Source organism: Hyphomicrobium sp. DMF-1, assembly GCF_027886585.1.
GTDB classification, from domain to species: domain Bacteria; phylum Pseudomonadota; class Alphaproteobacteria; order Rhizobiales; family Hyphomicrobiaceae; genus Hyphomicrobium_C; species Hyphomicrobium_C zavarzinii.
This window is the reverse complement of the sequence record NZ_CP115706.1, coordinates 386496-402877: the sequence shown is the minus strand read 5'-3', so window position 1 is coordinate 402877 and position 16382 is coordinate 386496. Positions and strand designations below refer to the sequence as shown.

General features: G+C 63.6%; 19 protein-coding genes. 10 read left to right on the top strand and 9 right to left on the bottom strand.

Going from position 1 to position 16382, the window contains the following annotated elements:
• The first annotated feature begins 29 nt into the window (after window positions 1-29).
• Complete coding sequence (locus PE058_RS01760) at window positions 30-968, top strand: sterol desaturase family protein (protein ID WP_271029686.1); 939 nt, start codon at window positions 30-32, stop codon at window positions 966-968.
• Between the two features lie 113 nt (window positions 969-1081).
• Here PE058_RS01760 and rho read toward each other — a convergent pair whose 3' ends face one another.
• The 3 genes from rho to hemE all read right to left on the bottom strand — a co-directional run bounded on the left by rho (window position 1082) and on the right by hemE (window position 4201).
• Window positions 1082-2347, bottom strand: a complete 1266-nt coding sequence (gene rho / locus PE058_RS01755; RefSeq protein WP_020085830.1) for a transcription termination factor Rho — start codon at window positions 2345-2347, stop codon at window positions 1082-1084.
• A 223-nt stretch (window positions 2348-2570) separates the two neighbouring features.
• Window positions 2571-3101, bottom strand: coding sequence for a protoporphyrinogen oxidase HemJ (hemJ, locus tag PE058_RS01750; protein ID WP_271029685.1), 531 nt, complete (start codon window positions 3099-3101; stop codon window positions 2571-2573).
• Window positions 3102-3133: 32 nt separating this feature from the next.
• Window positions 3134-4201: a uroporphyrinogen decarboxylase gene (hemE, locus tag PE058_RS01745; protein WP_020085828.1), complete on the bottom strand. Its 1068-nt coding sequence runs from the start codon at window positions 4199-4201 to the stop codon at window positions 3134-3136.
• Between the two features lie 414 nt (window positions 4202-4615).
• Here hemE and PE058_RS01740 point away from each other — a divergent pair, with 414 nt between their 5' ends.
• The 5 genes from PE058_RS01740 (at window position 4616) to dnaQ (ending at window position 8377) form a co-directional block, all read left to right on the top strand.
• The gene (locus tag PE058_RS01740) at window positions 4616-5506 is read left to right on the top strand and encodes a pyruvate, water dikinase regulatory protein (RefSeq protein ID WP_020085827.1); all 891 of its coding nucleotides are present in this window, start codon (window positions 4616-4618) and stop codon (window positions 5504-5506) included.
• Window positions 5496-6110, top strand: a complete 615-nt coding sequence (locus tag PE058_RS01735; RefSeq protein ID WP_271029684.1) for a Maf family protein — start codon at window positions 5496-5498, stop codon at window positions 6108-6110. The genes PE058_RS01740 and PE058_RS01735 overlap by 11 nt, the downstream gene beginning before the upstream one ends.
• Window positions 6107-6937 carry a shikimate dehydrogenase gene (locus PE058_RS01730; RefSeq protein WP_020085825.1) on the top strand — a complete coding sequence of 277 codons (831 nt, stop codon included), beginning with the start codon at window positions 6107-6109 and terminating at the stop codon, window positions 6935-6937. Before PE058_RS01735 ends, PE058_RS01730 begins: the two co-directional genes overlap by 4 nt.
• Window positions 6937-7551 (top strand): dephospho-CoA kinase, encoded by a 615-nt coding sequence (gene coaE, locus PE058_RS01725; protein ID WP_020085824.1) that lies wholly within the window; start codon window positions 6937-6939, stop codon window positions 7549-7551. Before PE058_RS01730 ends, coaE begins: the two co-directional genes overlap by 1 nt.
• 103 nt (window positions 7552-7654) lie before the next feature.
• The gene (gene dnaQ, locus PE058_RS01720) at window positions 7655-8377 is read left to right on the top strand and encodes a DNA polymerase III subunit epsilon (protein ID WP_020085823.1); all 723 of its coding nucleotides are present in this window, start codon (window positions 7655-7657) and stop codon (window positions 8375-8377) included.
• A 59-nt stretch (window positions 8378-8436) separates the two neighbouring features.
• Here dnaQ and secB read toward each other — a convergent pair whose 3' ends face one another.
• A complete protein-coding gene (gene secB, locus PE058_RS01715; protein ID WP_020085822.1) occupies window positions 8437-8946 on the bottom strand; it encodes a protein-export chaperone SecB in 510 nt (169 codons plus the stop codon).
• A gap of 339 nt (window positions 8947-9285) precedes the next feature.
• On the opposite strand from secB, the gene PE058_RS01710 reads away from it, so the two are divergent.
• The 3 genes from PE058_RS01710 to PE058_RS01700 are packed head-to-tail and all read left to right on the top strand — an operon-like array spanning window position 9286 to window position 11839.
• Complete coding sequence (locus tag PE058_RS01710) at window positions 9286-10032, top strand: Tim44/TimA family putative adaptor protein (RefSeq protein ID WP_020085821.1); 747 nt, start codon at window positions 9286-9288, stop codon at window positions 10030-10032.
• Window positions 10033-10076: 44 nt separating this feature from the next.
• Complete coding sequence (gene mltA / locus PE058_RS01705; RefSeq protein ID WP_271029683.1) at window positions 10077-11207, top strand: murein transglycosylase A; 1131 nt, start codon at window positions 10077-10079, stop codon at window positions 11205-11207.
• The gene (locus tag PE058_RS01700) at window positions 11204-11839 is read left to right on the top strand and encodes a Smr/MutS family protein (RefSeq protein ID WP_020085819.1); all 636 of its coding nucleotides are present in this window, start codon (window positions 11204-11206) and stop codon (window positions 11837-11839) included. The genes mltA and PE058_RS01700 overlap by 4 nt, the downstream gene beginning before the upstream one ends.
• A 189-nt stretch (window positions 11840-12028) precedes the next feature.
• Here PE058_RS01700 and PE058_RS01695 read toward each other — a convergent pair whose 3' ends face one another.
• Entirely contained in the window at window positions 12029-12553 is a 525-nt protein-coding gene (locus PE058_RS01695; protein WP_020085818.1) for an invasion associated locus B family protein, read from the bottom strand.
• Between the two features lie 65 nt (window positions 12554-12618).
• Complete coding sequence (locus PE058_RS01690) at window positions 12619-13176, bottom strand: RNA methyltransferase (RefSeq protein ID WP_020085817.1); 558 nt, start codon at window positions 13174-13176, stop codon at window positions 12619-12621.
• 67 nt (window positions 13177-13243) lie between these two features.
• Between PE058_RS01690 and PE058_RS01685 the strand changes: the two genes are divergently transcribed.
• The gene (locus PE058_RS01685; protein ID WP_020085816.1) at window positions 13244-14221 is read left to right on the top strand and encodes an NADPH:quinone oxidoreductase family protein; all 978 of its coding nucleotides are present in this window, start codon (window positions 13244-13246) and stop codon (window positions 14219-14221) included.
• 28 nt (window positions 14222-14249) lie between these two features.
• Here the strand turns inward: PE058_RS01685 and PE058_RS01680 are convergent, their stop codons facing one another.
• Genes PE058_RS01680 through PE058_RS01670 form a run of 3 tightly spaced genes read right to left on the bottom strand, consistent with a single transcriptional unit; the run spans window position 14250 to window position 16344 of the window.
• A complete protein-coding gene (locus PE058_RS01680; protein ID WP_271029682.1) occupies window positions 14250-14876 on the bottom strand; it encodes a TPM domain-containing protein in 627 nt (208 codons plus the stop codon).
• A gap of 17 nt (window positions 14877-14893) precedes the next feature.
• Window positions 14894-15724 (bottom strand): TPM domain-containing protein, encoded by an 831-nt coding sequence (locus tag PE058_RS01675; protein WP_020085814.1) that lies wholly within the window; start codon window positions 15722-15724, stop codon window positions 14894-14896.
• Window positions 15721-16344, bottom strand: coding sequence for a LemA family protein (locus PE058_RS01670; RefSeq protein WP_020085813.1), 624 nt, complete (start codon window positions 16342-16344; stop codon window positions 15721-15723). The genes PE058_RS01675 and PE058_RS01670 overlap by 4 nt, the downstream gene beginning before the upstream one ends.
• Window positions 16345-16382: the final 38 nt, after the last annotated feature.

Sequence of the window (16382 nt, the reverse complement as noted above, 5' to 3'; positions counted from 1 at the left end):
ATGCCGGAAGGATTGATGACGAGGTTCCAATGACGTCTGGATTTCTACGTAATCTGGTGCGGTACGGGTATTTCCCGTTCATGTTCTTCGGTCTGAACGGCGCCGCCTATTACGTCGTGACCAACGGACATTCCTACGCGTGGATCGCGCTTCTGATGCTGATCGCGATCGGTACCGCCTTTGTCGCGGAGCGTATTCTTCCCTGGTACGACGAGTGGAACGAGTCGCACGGTGACGAGAAGACCAACGTCATCCATGCCATCGTTTACGAGATGCAGAACCTCAACGGCATCCTCACCATTCCGCTGATGGGCTGGCTATTCTCGGGCGGCCTCAACGCCGGTATCTGGCCGCGGGATTGGCCGGTGTGGGCGCAGCTTCTGATGGCCATGGTGCTGGCAGACTTCGCCCTGATGTTCCTGCACTACCTGAGCCACCGCTTCTCATTCCTCTGGCGTCTGCATGCCGTGCATCACGGTGTCTCCCGCCTCTATGGCTTCAATGGCCTGGTTCGCCACCCGTTGCACCAGGTCGTGGACCTCGTGCTGGGTACGGCTCCGCTCGCCATCGCCGGTATGCCGGTCCACGTGGCGCTCCTGCTCGGCTTTGCCATCTCGGTGCAGCTCATCATCCAGCACTCGAATGTGGCCTACGCGTTGGGACCGTTCCGCAACCACCTCTCGATCGGCCAGATCCACCACCTGCATCACGTGAACTGGGGCAAGGAGGGCGACTGCAACTTCGGGCTGTTCCTCACCATCTGGGATCGCATGCTCGGCACCTTCCATGCGGAGCCGCCGCGTCCGATCACGGCGAAGGACATGGGCATCGACGAGGTGCCGGAGTTCCCCAAGGGCTACATGGAGCAGGTTCTGTTCCCGATCCACTACAAGCCCGGCAACGGCCAGCCTCAACGGCCGGTGACGGCCGCCGCACAGGCCCGCGCCATCCACGACGCCGCCGAGTAGCGGTCGATATACAAGTCCGGAATGCAGAAAGGGCCGCTTCGAGAGCGGCCCTTTTTCATGAAAGATCGGAGCAGACCGACAAAAAAGGCCGCGGAAACCGCGGCCTTTGCATCTCACGTATTCATCGACTGGAAGAACTCGCCGTTGGTCTTGGTCGAGCGCAGCTTGTCGATGAGGAACTCGATGGCGTCCATCGTGCCCATCGGGTTGAGAATGCGCCGGAGCACATACACCTTCTTGAGCTGATCCTTCGGAACGAGCAGGTCTTCCTTGCGGGTGCCGGAACGTGCCACGTCGATCGATGGGAACACGCGCTTGTCGGAGACCTTGCGGTCGAGAATGATTTCCGAGTTGCCGGTACCCTTGAACTCTTCGAAGATCACCTCGTCCATGCGGCTGCCGGTATCGATCAGCGCGGTCGCGATGATGGTGAGCGAACCACCCTCCTCGATGTTGCGGGCCGCACCGAAGAAGCGCTTCGGACGCTGCAGAGCATTGGAGTCGACGCCGCCCGTGAGCACCTTGCCGGAGGACGGAACCACCGTGTTATAGGCACGTCCAAGGCGCGTGATGCTGTCGAGCAGGATCACCACGTCTCGCTTGTGCTCGACCAGGCGCTTGGCCTTCTCGATCACCATCTCGGACACCTGCACGTGGCGCGAAGCCGGCTCGTCGAAGGTCGAAGAGATCACCTCGCCCTTCACCGAGCGTTGCATGTCGGTGACTTCCTCGGGACGCTCGTCAATCAGAAGAACGATCAAGTAGCACTCGGGGTGATTGGCGGTGATCGAGTGCGCGATGTTCTGAAGCAGCACCGTCTTACCGGTGCGCGGCGGCGCGACGATCAGGGCACGCTGGCCTTTGCCGAGCGGCACGACGATGTCGATCACACGGGCCGACAGATCTTTGATGGTGGGATCTTCGATTTCCATCTTGAGCCAGCTCGTCGGATAGAGTGGCGTCAAGTTATCGAAATGAATTTTATGCTTGGTCGCTTCGGGATCTTCGAAGTTGATCCGGTTGACCTTGAGTAGAGCGAAGTAGCGCTCGCCTTCCTTCGGGCTTCTGATCTGGCCCTCGACTGTATCGCCGGTGCGCAAGGCGAAGCGGCGGATCTGGGAGGGCGAGATATAGATATCGTCAGGTCCGGGCAGATAGTTGGCATCCGGCGAGCGCAGGAAGCCGAAGCCGTCCTGCAGCACTTCGACGACTCCAACGCCGGTGATTTCGATGTCTTTCGCCGCAAGCTGCTTCAGCGTCGCGAACATCAGCTCCTGCTTGCGCATCGTGCTGGCATTCTCGACGCCGACTTCCTCGGCAAAGCTTAAGAGCTCGGTAGGGGACTTGAGCTTGAGGTCCTCGAGCTTCATCTCGGTCATGAAACCGCTCCATGGCGGCCACGGCAGACAAGGTGGGAGAGGGCAGTGCCGGGCCTGGGGTGGGGAATGTGGGTGGTGGCTGGGAGAGCCGCGCCGTTTGGCGACAGCGAGGTGCGCTGTGCAGCCTACTCTCTGGCCGGAGAGACCAGGAGCCGATTCGATCTAACCCCTATATAGCAAACGAATTCGACAAGCGGAAGGTCCCGAGTGAAACGCCAAAATCCTAAAACGGTTTCACGATCACCAGAATGACAATACCGATCATCAGCACTGTCGGCACTTCGTTCCACATCCGCCACTGGCGCGCCGTCACCGTGTTGCGATCCTCGGCAAACCTGCGCACGGCAGCAGAAAAGTAACCATGAACCCCGGAAAGCCCCAGCGCCAGCGCCAGTTTGGCGTGTAGCCAGCCCGACTGGAAAAACCCACCCTGCCAGGCGAGCCAAAGGCCGATCACCCAGGCAATAATCATGGCTGGATTGATGATGATCCTGAGCAGCCGCCGCTCCATCACCTTGAACGTCTCCGACATCTGCGAGCCGGGCTGCGCATCGCAGTGGTAGATGAAGAGGCGCGGCAGGTAGAGCATGCCGGCCATCCAGGAAATGATGGCAATCACATGCACCGCCTTCAGCCAGAGATAGGCCGCCGGCCCGGCGATCACCGCTGCCGCGACACCAAGCGCCGCCGTAACGACCAGCGCCACCGCCGCCCGCTTTCCGGGAGAAGCATCCTGTCTGCTGGCTTCAACCATCACCACCCGCAATTTAGAGACAAATCAAAACCTTAACGTTTCGCCCGCACGCGCTCGACCAGCCGCCCGACGTTTTCCGGCGGCGTTTGTGGCACGATTCCATGGCCCAGGTTGAAGATGAATCTCTTGTCCCGCATGAGATCGAGGATCTCATCCACACGCTCGTCGAGCCGCTCGCCGCCCGCGACCAGAAGCAGGGGATCGAGGTTGCCCTGGATCACCACGTCCTCCTCGTCGAACGCCTCGCTCATCACGAACGGCGGCGTCGCCGTATCGCACCCGATGCCGTCCACCCCTGTCTCCGACACGTACCAAACCGCCGTCGCACCCGCCCCGCGCGGGAAGCCGATCACCGGAATATCGGGATGTAGATCCTTGATCGCCTCGCGGATCGCGCGCGTCGGCGCCACCACCCAGCGGTCGAACTCATCATCCGGCAGCGCGCCCGCCCAGGTATCGAAAATCTGCAGGCAATCGGCACCCGCCTTAACTTGTTGATCGAGATAGTCGATCGAGGCCGTCACCAAGAGGTCGATCAATTGCTCGAACCCCTCCGGATCGCGATAGGCCCAGAGCCGCGCTTCCGCCTGATCCGTCGAGCCTTCCCCCTGCACCATGTAGGTCGCGACCGTCCAGGGAGCGCCGCAGAACCCGATCAGCGCCGTCTCGGCCGGCAAATCCTGCCGCAGCCGGGCAACCGTTTCGCAAACGAGGCTGAATTTCGAAGATGTCGCCGCAAGATCGAGCCGCTTCAGATCTCCGGCCGAGCGCACAGGATCGAGCTTCGGCCCCTCGCCCTCCTCGAACCGCACACCCTGGCCCAGCGCATCCGGCACCACCAGAATATCCGAGAACAGAATGGCCGCATCGAACCCGTAGCGCCGGATCGGCTGCAACGTCACCTCGGCCGCCAGCTTCGGCGTATAGCAGAGCTTGAGAAAACTCCCCGCTTCCGCGCGCGTGGCCTTGTACTCCGGAAGATAGCGCCCTGCCTGTCGCATGAGCCAGATCGGAGGAACGTCGAGCACCTCTCCCTTGAACGGTTTCAGAAACCGCCGCTCGGCAACCGCCTTCGTCCCACGCTCCGCGCTGTCGGCCATAACCTTCCCTTCAATAAATAACTAAGAGTCTTCTAGTTGTTGTTATTGCTATTAGGGGCGTGAGTTTCGGGCATGGCGGCCTTGTCCCACGTCTGTCCCCTGCCTTTTGCCCCAGGAACGAACGACCACGCAATCTGTTGCGTGCCGCGGGGACAGGGTGCCACTAGGCCCGGAACACGCGATGAGAGTCAACCACTTGCCCCGGCGCCATTGCTCCCGTGCGCTGGGGATACCGTGTTGATTACGAATGAGGGAGTGTCGAAGACACGGCAATCAACAGCCGGCCTGGACTCGTGAGAAAAACAGTTCACATCGCGCATATTCGGGGTATCCCCGTGGACAACTCGCCCCGAACCCACAGCGACAGCCGAGCCGCCTCCCGACCCACAGAACAAGAAGGCTCTTGATCCACAGATGGCCAACAGCCAGCCGAGCTACTTCCATCTTCATCTCGTCTCGGATTCGACCGGTGAGACGCTGACTACCATCGCCAAGGCCGCGTCCGTCCAGTATGCGCAGATCCGCCCCATCGAGCACGTGCATCCGCTGGTGCGCAACGCGCGGCAGTTGAAGCGCGTGTTGCAGGAGATCGAGCAGGCGCCGGGCATCGTTCTCTATACGATCGTGAACCTCACGCTGATCGCGGAGCTCGAGCAGCGCTGCAAGGAGCTGAAGGTTCCCTGCCTCGCCGTGCTGCAGCCCATCATGCAGGTGTTCGAGTCTTACCTGGGCGCGCCTCAGACGCCGACGGTCGCGGGCCAGCACGTCCTCGACGCCGACTACTTCCGCCGCATCGACGCGCTCAACTTTACGATGGCGCACGACGACGGCCGTCTGCCGACGGATCTCAACGAGGCGGACATCATCCTGCTCGGCATCTCGCGCACCTCGAAAACGCCGACCAGCATCTATCTCGCCCAGCGCGGATACAAGACGGCCAACGTTCCGATCGTGCCGTCGCTTCCCTTCCCGGAGGAGATCGCGGGCCAGCATTCCGCTTTCGTGGTCTGCCTGATCGCGAGCCCGGATCGCATCGCCGAGGTTCGCCGCAACCGCGCGCTCCTCCTCGCGGACCGGGATCTCGACGACTATGTGGACCGAAGCCGAATCGCCGCCGAGATCGCCCACACCCGGAAGATCTGCGCCAAGCATGGGTGGCCGGTGATCGATGTCACCCGCCGTTCGGTGGAGGAAACGGCCGCCACCATCATCCGCCTCCTGCAGGATAAGAAAGCAGGCGAGCTCGAGGTGAACTCCGACGACGCGACCGCTGAATCGAGCGCCGGATCGAACCATGACAGCTGATAAGTCGAGGCTTGTCCTCGCATCCGGCAGCGCCACACGACGCGCACTTCTGGCGTCGGCCGGCGTAGATTTCGAGGTCCGCGCCGCGGATGTGGACGAAGCGGCCATTCGCGGCCGTCTGCTCGCCGCGGTCCCGGCCGTCTCCCACGAATTGATCGCGCTCACGCTCGCTGAGCAAAAGGCGTTAGCGGTGAGCATGCAAGATCCGGGTGCGCTCGTAATCGGTGCCGACCAGGTTCTCTCGTTCGAAGGCGTGGTGTTCGAGAAGCCAAAGTCGATTGCCGAGGCCCGCGATTGCCTGCGCGCGCTTCGCGGAAAGACGCACGCCCTGCACTCGGCGACCGCCTTGGCCGCGAACGGCGTGGTGCTCTGGAAGGATGTCGAGACCGCGCATTTGACGATGCGCGCCTTCAGCGAAGCCGCCCTCGACAGCTACCTCGCGCGCGCTGGCGGCGTGGTGCTCACCTCTGTCGGCGCCTATCAGATCGAGGGACCGGCAGTGCAACTGTTCGAAAACGTCGAGGGTGACCACAGCACCATCTTGGGCCTTCCGCTGCTGCCCGTGTTGCACGAGTTGCGGCGCCGGGGGATGCTCGCCACATGAAACACGCATGCGTCATCGGCTGGCCCATCGAGCATTCGCGCTCGCCCATCATCCATGGCTATTGGCTGAAGCACTACGGGATTGACGGCACCTACACCAAGCGCGCGGTGTCTCCCGGCGAAATCGAAGCGTTCCTCAACGGGCTCGCAGCCGAAGGGCTGGCTGGCTGCAATGTCACCATTCCTCATAAGGAAGCCGCTTTCCGTCTCGCAGCCAACCGCGATGCGTCCGCGATCGCTGTCGGCGCCGCCAACACGCTGTGGCTCGAAGACGGCTGTCTCTGCGCCGCCAACACCGACACCTATGGCTACATGACCTATCTCGGACGTGAAGCCGAAGACTGGGGCCGTCGCGACGCGCCGGTTTCCATTCTGGGAGCCGGTGGCGCCGCCCGCGCCATCGTCTACGGATTTCTCGAGGCTGGCGTGCCGGAAGTCCGCATCTTCAATAGGTCTGTCGAACGCGCCGAAGCCCTCGCGCAGACTTTCGGACCGCGCGTGAAAGTTCTGCCGTGGGACCAGCGCTCCCGCGCGTCAACCGAGGCCGCCGTTTTGGTCAACACGACCTCTGTCGGTCTCAAGGGCGCTGGCAGCCTGGACATGGACTTCACCGATTTTCACCCTGATTGCATCGTGTCCGACATCGTCTACGTTCCGCTCGAGACCGCTTTCATTCGTGAGGCGCGCCGCCATGGATTGCGCACGGTCGATGGTCTCGGCATGCTCTTGCACCAGGCCGTGCCGGGATTCGAAAAATGGTTCGGCTTGCGCCCGGAGGTCACTGACGAGCTCTATGATCTGATCGCCGCCGACATTGAGGCCGTGTGATGCAGATCCTCGGCCTCACAGGATCCATCGGCATGGGTAAATCCACGATCGCGGCCATGTTCCGCGAGCGGGGGATAGCGGTGTTCGATGCGGACGCGGAGGTCCATCGCCTCTATGCGGGCGAGGCGGTTTCCAGGATCGAGGCGGCGTTCCCCGGCACGACTGCCGATGGCCGCGTTGACAGGGCGCGCCTTGCGGCCGTGCTCGCCAACAATGCGGAGCGCTTTCGCATCCTGGAGAAGATCGTGCACCCGCTCGTTCGCAAGGGGGAGCAGGATTTCCTCCGGGCCGCGGCTGCCCGGGGCGACAAGGTGGCCGTACTGGAAATCCCCCTGCTCCTCGAAACGGAGCTGGATGCACAGGTGGATGCGGTCGTCGTGGTTTCGGCGCCCGGGCATCTTCAGCGAGCCCGCGTTCTCGAACGCCCCGGCATGACGGACGAACGGCTTGACGCTCTGCTCGAGCGGCAGATGCCGGATTCCATGAAGCGGCATCGGGCCGATTTCGTTGTGGATACGGGGGGCACCCTGGCCGACAGCGAGGCCCAGGTCGATGCTATTCTCTCCGCGTTGCGCTCGATGCCGGCCGACGCCTACGCGCGCCATTGGCGATAAGCATCATCGCCACGCCAGGCGTCGCCTGAAAGGCCCCGAGCCGGACAAGCGAATTTCATGTATTCGGTCATCCCAGTCTCGCGTTCGATGTGAAAGCTCCTCAATGCTCCGCGAGATTGTTCTCGATACCGAAACCACCGGCCTCGATCCGCGCAAGGGCGACCGTCTCATCGAGATCGGCTGCATCGAGCTGGTCAACCGCATCCCGACCGGGCAGGAGTTCCATCGCTTCATCAATCCCGAGCGCTCCGTTCCGGCGGAGGCCGAGGCAGTGCATGGCATCTCGACCGCGTTTCTGGTCGATAAGCCGGTCTTCTCGAAGGTGGCTGGCGAGTTCCTCGAGTTCATCGGCCAGGATGCTCTCGTCATTCACAATGCGACCTTCGACGTGGGCTTCCTGAACATGGAGCTCGAGCGTCTGAAACACCCGGCCATCTCGATGAGCCGCGTGGTCGATACGCTTCAGCTCGCTAGGCGCAAGCATCCCGCCGGCCCCAACAGCCTCGATGCGCTCTGCAAGCGCTATGGTATCGACAACTCGAAGCGCATCAAGCACGGCGCCTTGATGGACTCCCTGCTGCTGGCCGAGGTCTATGTCGAGCTGTTGGGTGAGCGGCAGGCGAGCTTCGGACTGCAAGCCGAAAGAGGCCGTGCCGGTCGCGGGGCGCAAGTGAACGGTGTGGCCATACGCGGCCCGCGGCCCGTGCCGCTGGAGCCGCGGCTCACGGCGGAGCTGATCGCCGCCCATCGGGCCTTCGTCGAGACGCTGGGTCCCAAGGCCCTCTGGAAGCGCTATTTCGCCCCGGACGACGCGGCGAAATCCTGAGCAGGCGCTTCAGACCCTTTCGGGCCTGAAGCGGAAAGATCTGGGTCAGCAGATCTAGATCAGTTCGGCTTGCCGGAGGCCGACGCCGCCATCTCCTGCTTGCGGCGCACGAAGAGCTGCGCGAAATCGATGGGGTCCAGCAGCAGAGGAGGGAAACCGCCCTCGCGCGTGATGTCGGCCACGAGACGGCGCAGGAACGGGAAGATCAGCGTCGGGCAGTTGATCAGCAGAAACGGCTCCAGCGCCTGCTCCGGGATGTTCCGGAGCCGGAACAGGCCCGCATAGACGATTTCGAGATCGTAGATCGTGCCGTCCTTGGTGGAGGCGACGGCCTTGAAGTCGATGGCGCTCTCGTAGAGTTCGGGCTGCTGCAGCCGCTTGGCGGCGACGTTGATCTCGAGCTTGATGTTCGGAGTCTCGGAGGGGCCCTCCAGAAGCTTACCGATGCTCGGGTTCTCGAACGAGAGATCCTTGATGAACTGGCCGACGACCTGGGCCTCGATCGGCTGTTGTGCCTGCTGATCGCCGCCATCGGAGGCTGGAGGACTGCCTTTGGTCTTGTCTGCCATAGTCGGGAAGCTTTCGATTTATGTTGAGGGCGTGCCGATCCGGGCGGGGACCCGCGCCGTTCTGACACAAGGGATATCGTGAACGGCAAGCTGGCTATCACGGAGAGGGCGGCGCGGCAATCGGCCAATGTCCCGAACTTGGCCCTCTCACGTGGTTCTGACCGCAAGAATGTTGGCTTCTCCCACGTTGTGGCCTAAGTTGAGCGACATGATGAGTGTGCCTCCGCCTGCGGTTTTCCTCGCGGCCCGGATTTGGCACGCCTGGACGAACTTCAAGAGCGATCTTACATCAGGGCAAACGCCCCATGTTGCGTGGGCCTTGCCAGGAAGCTGCAGATAATGAATGGCGAAATCAATCTTCTGACGCTTCTCTCCCTCATCGTTGCCATTGTCGCGATCGTGAAGCTGAGGAGCGTTCTCGGCCGCAAGACCGGTGACGAGGATACGCGGATCGAGCAGCGCAGGCGCGAAGCCAGCATGCAGAAAACCGCGGCTCAATCGCAGTCCGACAAGGTGGTGACGTTGCCCCGCCGCGACCGGGACGTGGAGCCGGCGGATGCCGCCGTCTCCGTGGCCGAGGTCGAGGCCCGCATCAAGTCGTTCGCCGGCGAGGATACCGCGCTCGCCACCCGGATGATGGACATCCTGAAGCTCGATCCGAAGTTCGATCCGGACCACTTCCTGCGCGGCGCGCGTCAGGCCTACGAGATGATCGTCACGGCCTTCGCCGAGGGCAACCGGCGCATGTTGCGTGATCTCCTGAGCGCGGACGTTCTGGATAGCTTCAACCGGGCGATCACCGAGCGTGAGCAGCGCGGACAGGTTATCGACCAGAGCTTCGTCGGCATCAACAAGGCAGACATCCTGGAAGCCGAGGTGAGCCCCAAGGGCGTCGCCAGCATCACGGTGCGCTTCGTGAGCCAGCTGATCAGCGCCACGCGCGACAAGGCCGGCACCATCATTGATGGGGACGACTCCCGCATCAAGGATGTCACCGACATCTGGACGTTCTCCCGCGACATCTCCACGAAGGATGCCCGGAGAAATCTGAACTGGAAGCTGGTCGGCACCCAGGCGCCGAATTGATCCCGCGAATCTGAACGACGTCCGTCTGAGCCGAACGACCGACCATGCCGCTTGGAGCACAATCGTCTGAGCAGGCCTTGCCGGATTTGCGGCTCGTGCCCCTCCGCTTTTCGGATCTGCCGGGCTGGGAGGCGGATGATCACCTGGCGGCGTTCAAGGCGTTCATCCGGTCCGCAAAGGCTTTCGAGCGGCCGGCCGGCGTTGCATCCGGCAAGACCAGGACAGCCGATGAAGCGCTTGTCGCCGCCGTCCGCCGGGCCGCGGCTCGTGCCGCCGGCATTACGACAGCGGCCGGGGCTCGTGCCTTCTTCGAAGAGAGCTTCGTCCCCCACCGGGTCGAGCGCCGCGGGGCCGGGGGGGTGCTCACCGGCTATTATGAGCCGGTCCTTCCGGGCTCACGAACCCGAACCGATGCGTTCTCCATTCCCGTCTATCGCCGCCCGCCCGATCTGGTGAACCTCGTGGGCGAAGCCGAGCGCGGCGCGCTCGCAGACGGCCTCACCCATGCGCGCAAGACGGCGAGCGGCATCGAGCCCTACGCGACGCGGGCCGAGATCGAAGGCGGCGCGCTCGAAGGCCAGGGGCTGGAGCTGGTCTGGCTTTCGGATCCTGTCGACACATTCTTCATGCACATTCAGGGCTCGGGCCGCATCCGCTTTCCGGACGGCACGACCGTGCGCATCACTTACGACGGCAAGAACGGTCATCCCTATACCTCCGTCGGACGCCACCTCATCGACGCGGGTCAGTTCACGGCGGACCAGATGTCGCTTGATGCGCTCAAGGTGTGGCTTTCGGCCGATGCGGAGCGCGGCCGCCGCGTCATGCAGGAGAACCGGTCCTTCATTTTCTTCCGCGAACTCGAGAACGAGGACGACGGCCCCCTCGGCGCGCTCGAGATCCCGCTGTCGAGCGGCCGGAGCCTCGCCGTCGACACCGGCTTCCACGCCATCGGCACGCCGGTGTTCGTCACGGCGCCCGACTTGAAGCTCTGGGGAGGAGAGGAAGGTTTTGCGCGCCTCATGATCGCCCAGGACGTGGGCTCGGCCATCAGGGGCCCAGAGCGCGGCGATATCTATTTCGGTTCCGGGACGGAGGCGGGCGCGCTTGCGGGCACGACCAAGCACGCGGGCCGCTTTTTCGTGCTGCTGCCGCGCGAGCAGCCGCTCCCATGAAGAAGCCGACGCATCCGCCGCGCCGGCGCCATCTTACGAAGGAGGACGAAGCCTTCTGGGAGCACACCGCCTCGAGTCTAGAGCCTTTGAAGGTGAAGAAGCAGCGCCACCTCGCGGATGCGGTGTTCGATCCGGACGCCTTTGAGCTGTTCGAGCCCAAAGGCAAGGCTGCAAAGAAATCTCACGCAGAACCCCACACCGCTGGCGCGAAACACGCCGCCACATCTGCGTCGCCGCCCGCGCCATCCCGCTCCCCGCCGGAGCTGATGACGTTCGATCGCAAGTCGGCACGCCGTCTGCGCCAAGGGCAAATCGAGATCGAAGCGCGCATCGACTTGCATGGCATGCGCCAGAACGAGGCGCACGTCGCGCTCCGCCACTTTCTCATGTCGGCATACAGGCGCGGGCTGCGCTGGGTGCTGGTCATCACCGGCAAAGGCGGACCGCGGGCCCAGCGCGATGACGATATTTTCGGATCGTCCGAGCGCGGCGTGCTGCGCCGCAACGTTCCGATGTGGCTCGGAGAGCCCGAGCTGCGCGCCGTGGTGGTGAGCTTTACGACTGCCGCCATCCCCCACGGCGGCGAAGGCGCGATCTACGTGCAGCTCCGCAATCCGGATCGCGTGCGCTAGACCATGATCGCTTCGGACCCTATCAGTCCGAAGCGTGAATCATCGGTCTCATTGAAGTCCCATGATCGCTTCGGACCCTATCAGTCCGAAGCGTGAATCATCGGTCTCATTGAAGTCCCATGATCGCTTCGGACCCTATCAGTCCGAAGCGTGAATCATTGGTCTCATGAAAGCCCTGGAGCGCAGGCCTCACGGACACGCCGATGCGATCGCCTGGAGAGCCTGACCGAGCCCGCTGAGAGAATAGGTGTCCGTCGTCTGCGTGCCTTTGCTGGACGTTGCCTGAACGACGAGCTTCGATCCCTTCTTCATGGCTTCGATCAGCTTCAGCTCCTCCGTGGCGTCGGAGACGTAGGCCCGATCTTCCTCGGCGAAAAGCTGGAACGAATCCGTGCCGACCGTCACCGCGACCGGACTGTCCGGCTTGATGCGATAGCCGAGCTTGATCGAGACCTCTGACTTTACGCCTTCCTTGGGCCAGGCGGAAACATAGAGCACGATCTTGGCCCGGTTGGCGCCGGCCGGTTCTTTGATCCTGGGCTGTGTGGCGGCAAAGCAGATCTTCGGGCCATCGCCGGCATTGCGATGCACGATCCAGTCGCCGAACTTTCCTGTTTCGAGCGCGCCTTCGGTCGCGGTTTGCGCACCGGCCGGAAGAGCCCACAAAAGCAGCAGACCGGAGAGGAGCGTCGGGATCGTATGAGACGATGTCATGCGCGGATCGACAGCCCCCTATTCTGACGAATCTGGCCTCTTATACGAGTTGAGGCGCCACCCTGTCACCCGTCCGTCCGTCCCTTTCGGTGACCATCCGTCCGAACCGATCCGGAGACTGCGGAGGGTCCGCCTTCTGAGACCGGCCGCTCCGCGAAGTGCGCCATGCTCTTCACGCGGTCGTACATCACGATCGCCCCGGCCATCGCCACGTTGACGCAAAAGCTGGTCGGGATCTTGACGGTGAAATCGCACCGCTCGAGAACCTCCGCGGACAGCGAGCCGCGTTCCGGCCCGAGAATATAGGCGGCCTGCAGCGGATGACGGAAGCTCGGCAGAGCCACCGCCTCGTCCAGAAGCTCGATCCCCACGAGTTTGCAGCCCTTGGGTAGCACCATCTCGCCCGCAGTCTGCCAGTTGTAGTGCGGCAGGTGCCAATGTCCCTTCGAGGTGTCGGCGCGTGCCTCGAGTGCCTGGTATTGCGCCCCGATCGTGAACGTGAAGTGTGCCCCGAACGCGTGCGCCGAGCGCATCAGGTTGCCGAGGTTCAGGGCCTTGGACGAACGTTCGGCGCCGATGGCGAAATAGCCGCGGGATTTGGGGGGCCAGGCAGGGGTGGTCATGAAGAGGCTCGCCTTGAAAGAGGTCTCCGGTTAGAGATCCTCGGAATTTCGTTTCGGGAGGTCACACATGAAGGCGGCCCTTTGCAAGAGCCTAGACGGCCCCGAGGCCCTGGTCGTGGAGGAGATTGCCGATCCGGAGGCCGGCCCCGGCGAAGTCGTGGTGCGTGTCCACGCCGCCGCGCTCAATTTCTTCGACACCTTGATCACCCGGGGAAAATACCAGACCAAGCCCGCCCTTCCCTTCTCGCCCTCGGGTGAGATCGCGGGCGTGGTGGAGCGTGTGGGGCCGGGTGTGACCGGCGTCGTGGCCGGCGAACGTGTCGCGGCTGCGGTCAGCTATGGCGGCGCGCGCGAGAAGATCGTGATCGCGGCCGAAAGCCTGATCCCGGTTCCCGCATCCGTCTCCTTTCCCGTCGCCTCGGCCGTGAGCGTCACCTTCGGCACGGCCATTCACGGCCTCAAGGATCGCGGCCGTGTGAAGCCCGGCGAGACCGTCGCGATCCTCGGCGCTTCGGGCGGCGCGGGACAAGCCGCGATAGAGGTCGCCAAGCTCTTGGGCGCGCGTGTCATCGCCGCTGCGTCCTCCGACGACAAGCTCGAAATCTGCAAGGCTCTCGGCGCCGACGACGTAGTGAATTACGACGCGGTCGATCTGAAGCAGGCCTTGAAGGATCTGACCGGCGGTCGCGGCGTGGACGTGGTCTACGACTGCGTCGGCGGCAAGTATGCGGAGCCCGCGATCCGCGCGCTCGCATGGCAGGGGCGTTTTCTCGTCGTCGGCTTTGCGGCCGGTGACATCCCGAAGATCCCGCTCAATCTGCTGATGCTGAAGGGAGCCGACGCCATTGGCGTATTCTGGGGCGAGGCCGTGCGCCGCCACCCGGAGCGTCATCGCGCCAACATGATCGAGGTTCTGCGCTGGGTCGCGGAGGGCAAGCTCGATCCGCGCATTCAAGCCACCTACCCGCTGGAAAAGATCCGCGAAGCCATCGGAATACTCGACCGCCGCGAGGCAGTTGGAAAAATCGTGCTGACCCTCGACTGAGATGCGCGTTTTAACGGCGCCCGCCGGATCAGTTTGCGTCCAGCACGATGAGGTGATCGGGCAGCTCGTTGGCATCGCACGACCCGGGCGGAAAGTGCGTGGCGAGATGCCCGCCCACGTCCTCGATGGCCGCAATGAAGCCCTCCGCGTGGCGCTTGGCCGTGAACGCAGCCGTGAGCCGCGTGACGATCTCCTGCCACGTTCCTTTCGGCACGCGCGCCTCGATGCCCGCGTCGGCGAGAATTTCTGCGTGCCGCTCGGCAACCGAGATGAAGATCAGAACGCCGGTGCGCCCCGCGGTCGTATGCAGGTTTTGCGCGACGAACTGCTCGAGCGCGCGCCGGTGCGCGCGAAGCCGCTTGATGCGCCGCGGCACCAGCCAGTAGCGAACGGGACGCGGCAGCGCGACGGCGAGCACGAGGGCGAAGGCCGCGACCTGCGCGAGATAGATCCAGGCGGAGGGCCACCACGTCCAGAGAATGAGCGGCCACGGCACGAGGAGCGCGATGACGGATGCCCACAGGAACGGCGCGTAGAGATACGTGCTGCTCTCGGATGCCACCACCGCCACGATCTCGCCGGACGTCTGCCGCTCGGCACGCGTGATGGCTTCCGCGATGCGATGCTCGTCCGTCTCAGAAAACAGAAGTCCCATCGGACCCGATCCTTGCTTTACCAGCTTCCCGAACCGCCGCCGCCGCCGAAATCACCACCGCCGCCCGACCAGCCGCCACCGCCACCTCCGGACCATCCGCCGCCCCAGGAGTCGGAAGCGCCGCCCGGGAATATGACGATCCCGCCGTCTTGGCCGCGCCGCGCGCGCCGCCGCTGGTCGCGGCCGAGCGTCTGCGGGGCCTGCGCCGCGTAGCGGGATTGCGCGTAGACGATGTAGATGAAGATCGCGATCCAGAACGCGATGATCAGCAAGCCGAGCCAGTCGGGCCCATCGCCCTTGTCGAGCCCGCGCGCGCGCGCCTTCACTTCCTCCGCATCGCCCAGCAGCGTGTCCTTGATGTCGCGAACGCCGGCGCGAATGCCCGCGCCGAAGTTACCGCGGCGAAACTCCGGCACGATCGCGTTCTCGATGATGATCTTGCTCATGAGGTCGGTCATGAGCGGTTCGAGGCCGCGGCCGACCTCTATCCTCACCTTGCGATCGTTCGGCGCGACGATCAGCAGAACGCCGTTGTCCTTGCCCTTCTGCCCGATGCCCCAGTGACGCCCGAGCTGATAGCCGAACTCCTCGATCTCGTAGCCCTGGAGCGACGGCACCGTCACCACCACGAGCTGGTCGGTCGATTTTTCCTCGAGTGCCTTGAGCTCGGCTTCGAGCGCGCTGCGATCCTCGGCCGAAAGGATCCCAGCTTCGTCGACGATGCGTCCGGTGAGTTGCGGGAAGGTGGGAGCGCCGTAAGCGGCCACGCACAGAAGCACGCTCACGGCGAGCGCTGAAAGCGCCGCCGTGAACGAAGCGATCAGGGGCCGGGCAGCTCTTGCGCTCACTTGCTCGTGCCGAAATCGACCTTAGGCGCCTTCTGTTCTTCCGCCGGAATGTCGAACGTCGCCATCACGGCAGCCGAAGGATAGAGGAACGACTTCCACAGGCGGCCCGGGAAGGTCGTGATCTCGGTGTTGTACTGGCGGACGGCCTGGATGTAGTCGCGCCGCGCGATTGCGATGCGGTTCTCGGTGCCCTCGAGCTGGCTCTGCAGCGCCAGGAAGTTCTGCCCCGACTTGATGTCCGGATAGCGCTCGACCACGGCGAGGAGCTGACGCAGCGCGCCGCCCAGCGTGTTCTGCGCATCCTGGAATTGCTTCATCGCGTCCGGGTTGGTGAGGATGTCGGCGGGCACCTGCACGCTGACGGCCTTCGCGCGGGCTTCCGTCACGTCGGTCAGCACCTTGCGCTCCTGCTCGGCGAAGCCCTTCACGCTCTCCACGAGGTTCGGGATGAGATCGCTGCGCCGCTTGTACTGGTTCAGCACCTCCGACCACGCGGCCTTGGCGCTCTGCTCGTAGGTGGGAATGTTGTTGATGCCGCAGCCGGCCAGCGTGAGCGCCATGAGTGTGGCAGTCAGCAAGGCCAGCGGGCGGGAGATGCGGGAAGCGAGGGCGGGGGTCATGACTGGAACCTCGTCAGGGTGGGGTACATCGCTACAAG

What these genes read in the sequence shown, in the direction of transcription:
- PE058_RS01760 (WP_271029686.1), top strand. Translation starts at nt 30, where the DNA reads ATGACGTCTGGATTTCTACGTAATCTGGTGCGGTACGGGTATTTCCCG.
- rho (WP_020085830.1), bottom strand. Translation starts at nt 2,347, where the DNA reads ATGACCGAGATGAAGCTCGAGGACCTCAAGCTCAAGTCCCCTACCGAG.
- hemJ (WP_271029685.1), bottom strand. Translation starts at nt 3,101, where the DNA reads ATGGTTGAAGCCAGCAGACAGGATGCTTCTCCCGGAAAGCGGGCGGCG.
- hemE (WP_020085828.1), bottom strand. Translation starts at nt 4,201, where the DNA reads ATGGCCGACAGCGCGGAGCGTGGGACGAAGGCGGTTGCCGAGCGGCGG.
- PE058_RS01740 (WP_020085827.1), top strand. Translation starts at nt 4,616, where the DNA reads ATGGCCAACAGCCAGCCGAGCTACTTCCATCTTCATCTCGTCTCGGAT.
- PE058_RS01735 (WP_271029684.1), top strand. Translation starts at nt 5,496, where the DNA reads ATGACAGCTGATAAGTCGAGGCTTGTCCTCGCATCCGGCAGCGCCACA.
- PE058_RS01730 (WP_020085825.1), top strand. Translation starts at nt 6,107, where the DNA reads ATGAAACACGCATGCGTCATCGGCTGGCCCATCGAGCATTCGCGCTCG.
- coaE (WP_020085824.1), top strand. Translation starts at nt 6,937, where the DNA reads ATGCAGATCCTCGGCCTCACAGGATCCATCGGCATGGGTAAATCCACG.
- dnaQ (WP_020085823.1), top strand. Translation starts at nt 7,655, where the DNA reads ATGCTCCGCGAGATTGTTCTCGATACCGAAACCACCGGCCTCGATCCG.
- secB (WP_020085822.1), bottom strand. Translation starts at nt 8,946, where the DNA reads ATGGCAGACAAGACCAAAGGCAGTCCTCCAGCCTCCGATGGCGGCGAT.
- PE058_RS01710 (WP_020085821.1), top strand. Translation starts at nt 9,286, where the DNA reads ATGAATGGCGAAATCAATCTTCTGACGCTTCTCTCCCTCATCGTTGCC.
- mltA (WP_271029683.1), top strand. Translation starts at nt 10,077, where the DNA reads ATGCCGCTTGGAGCACAATCGTCTGAGCAGGCCTTGCCGGATTTGCGG.
- PE058_RS01700 (WP_020085819.1), top strand. Translation starts at nt 11,204, where the DNA reads ATGAAGAAGCCGACGCATCCGCCGCGCCGGCGCCATCTTACGAAGGAG.
- PE058_RS01695 (WP_020085818.1), bottom strand. Translation starts at nt 12,553, where the DNA reads ATGACATCGTCTCATACGATCCCGACGCTCCTCTCCGGTCTGCTGCTT.
- PE058_RS01690 (WP_020085817.1), bottom strand. Translation starts at nt 13,176, where the DNA reads ATGACCACCCCTGCCTGGCCCCCCAAATCCCGCGGCTATTTCGCCATC.
- PE058_RS01685 (WP_020085816.1), top strand. Translation starts at nt 13,244, where the DNA reads ATGAAGGCGGCCCTTTGCAAGAGCCTAGACGGCCCCGAGGCCCTGGTC.
- PE058_RS01680 (WP_271029682.1), bottom strand. Translation starts at nt 14,876, where the DNA reads ATGGGACTTCTGTTTTCTGAGACGGACGAGCATCGCATCGCGGAAGCC.
- PE058_RS01670 (WP_020085813.1), bottom strand. Translation starts at nt 16,344, where the DNA reads ATGACCCCCGCCCTCGCTTCCCGCATCTCCCGCCCGCTGGCCTTGCTG.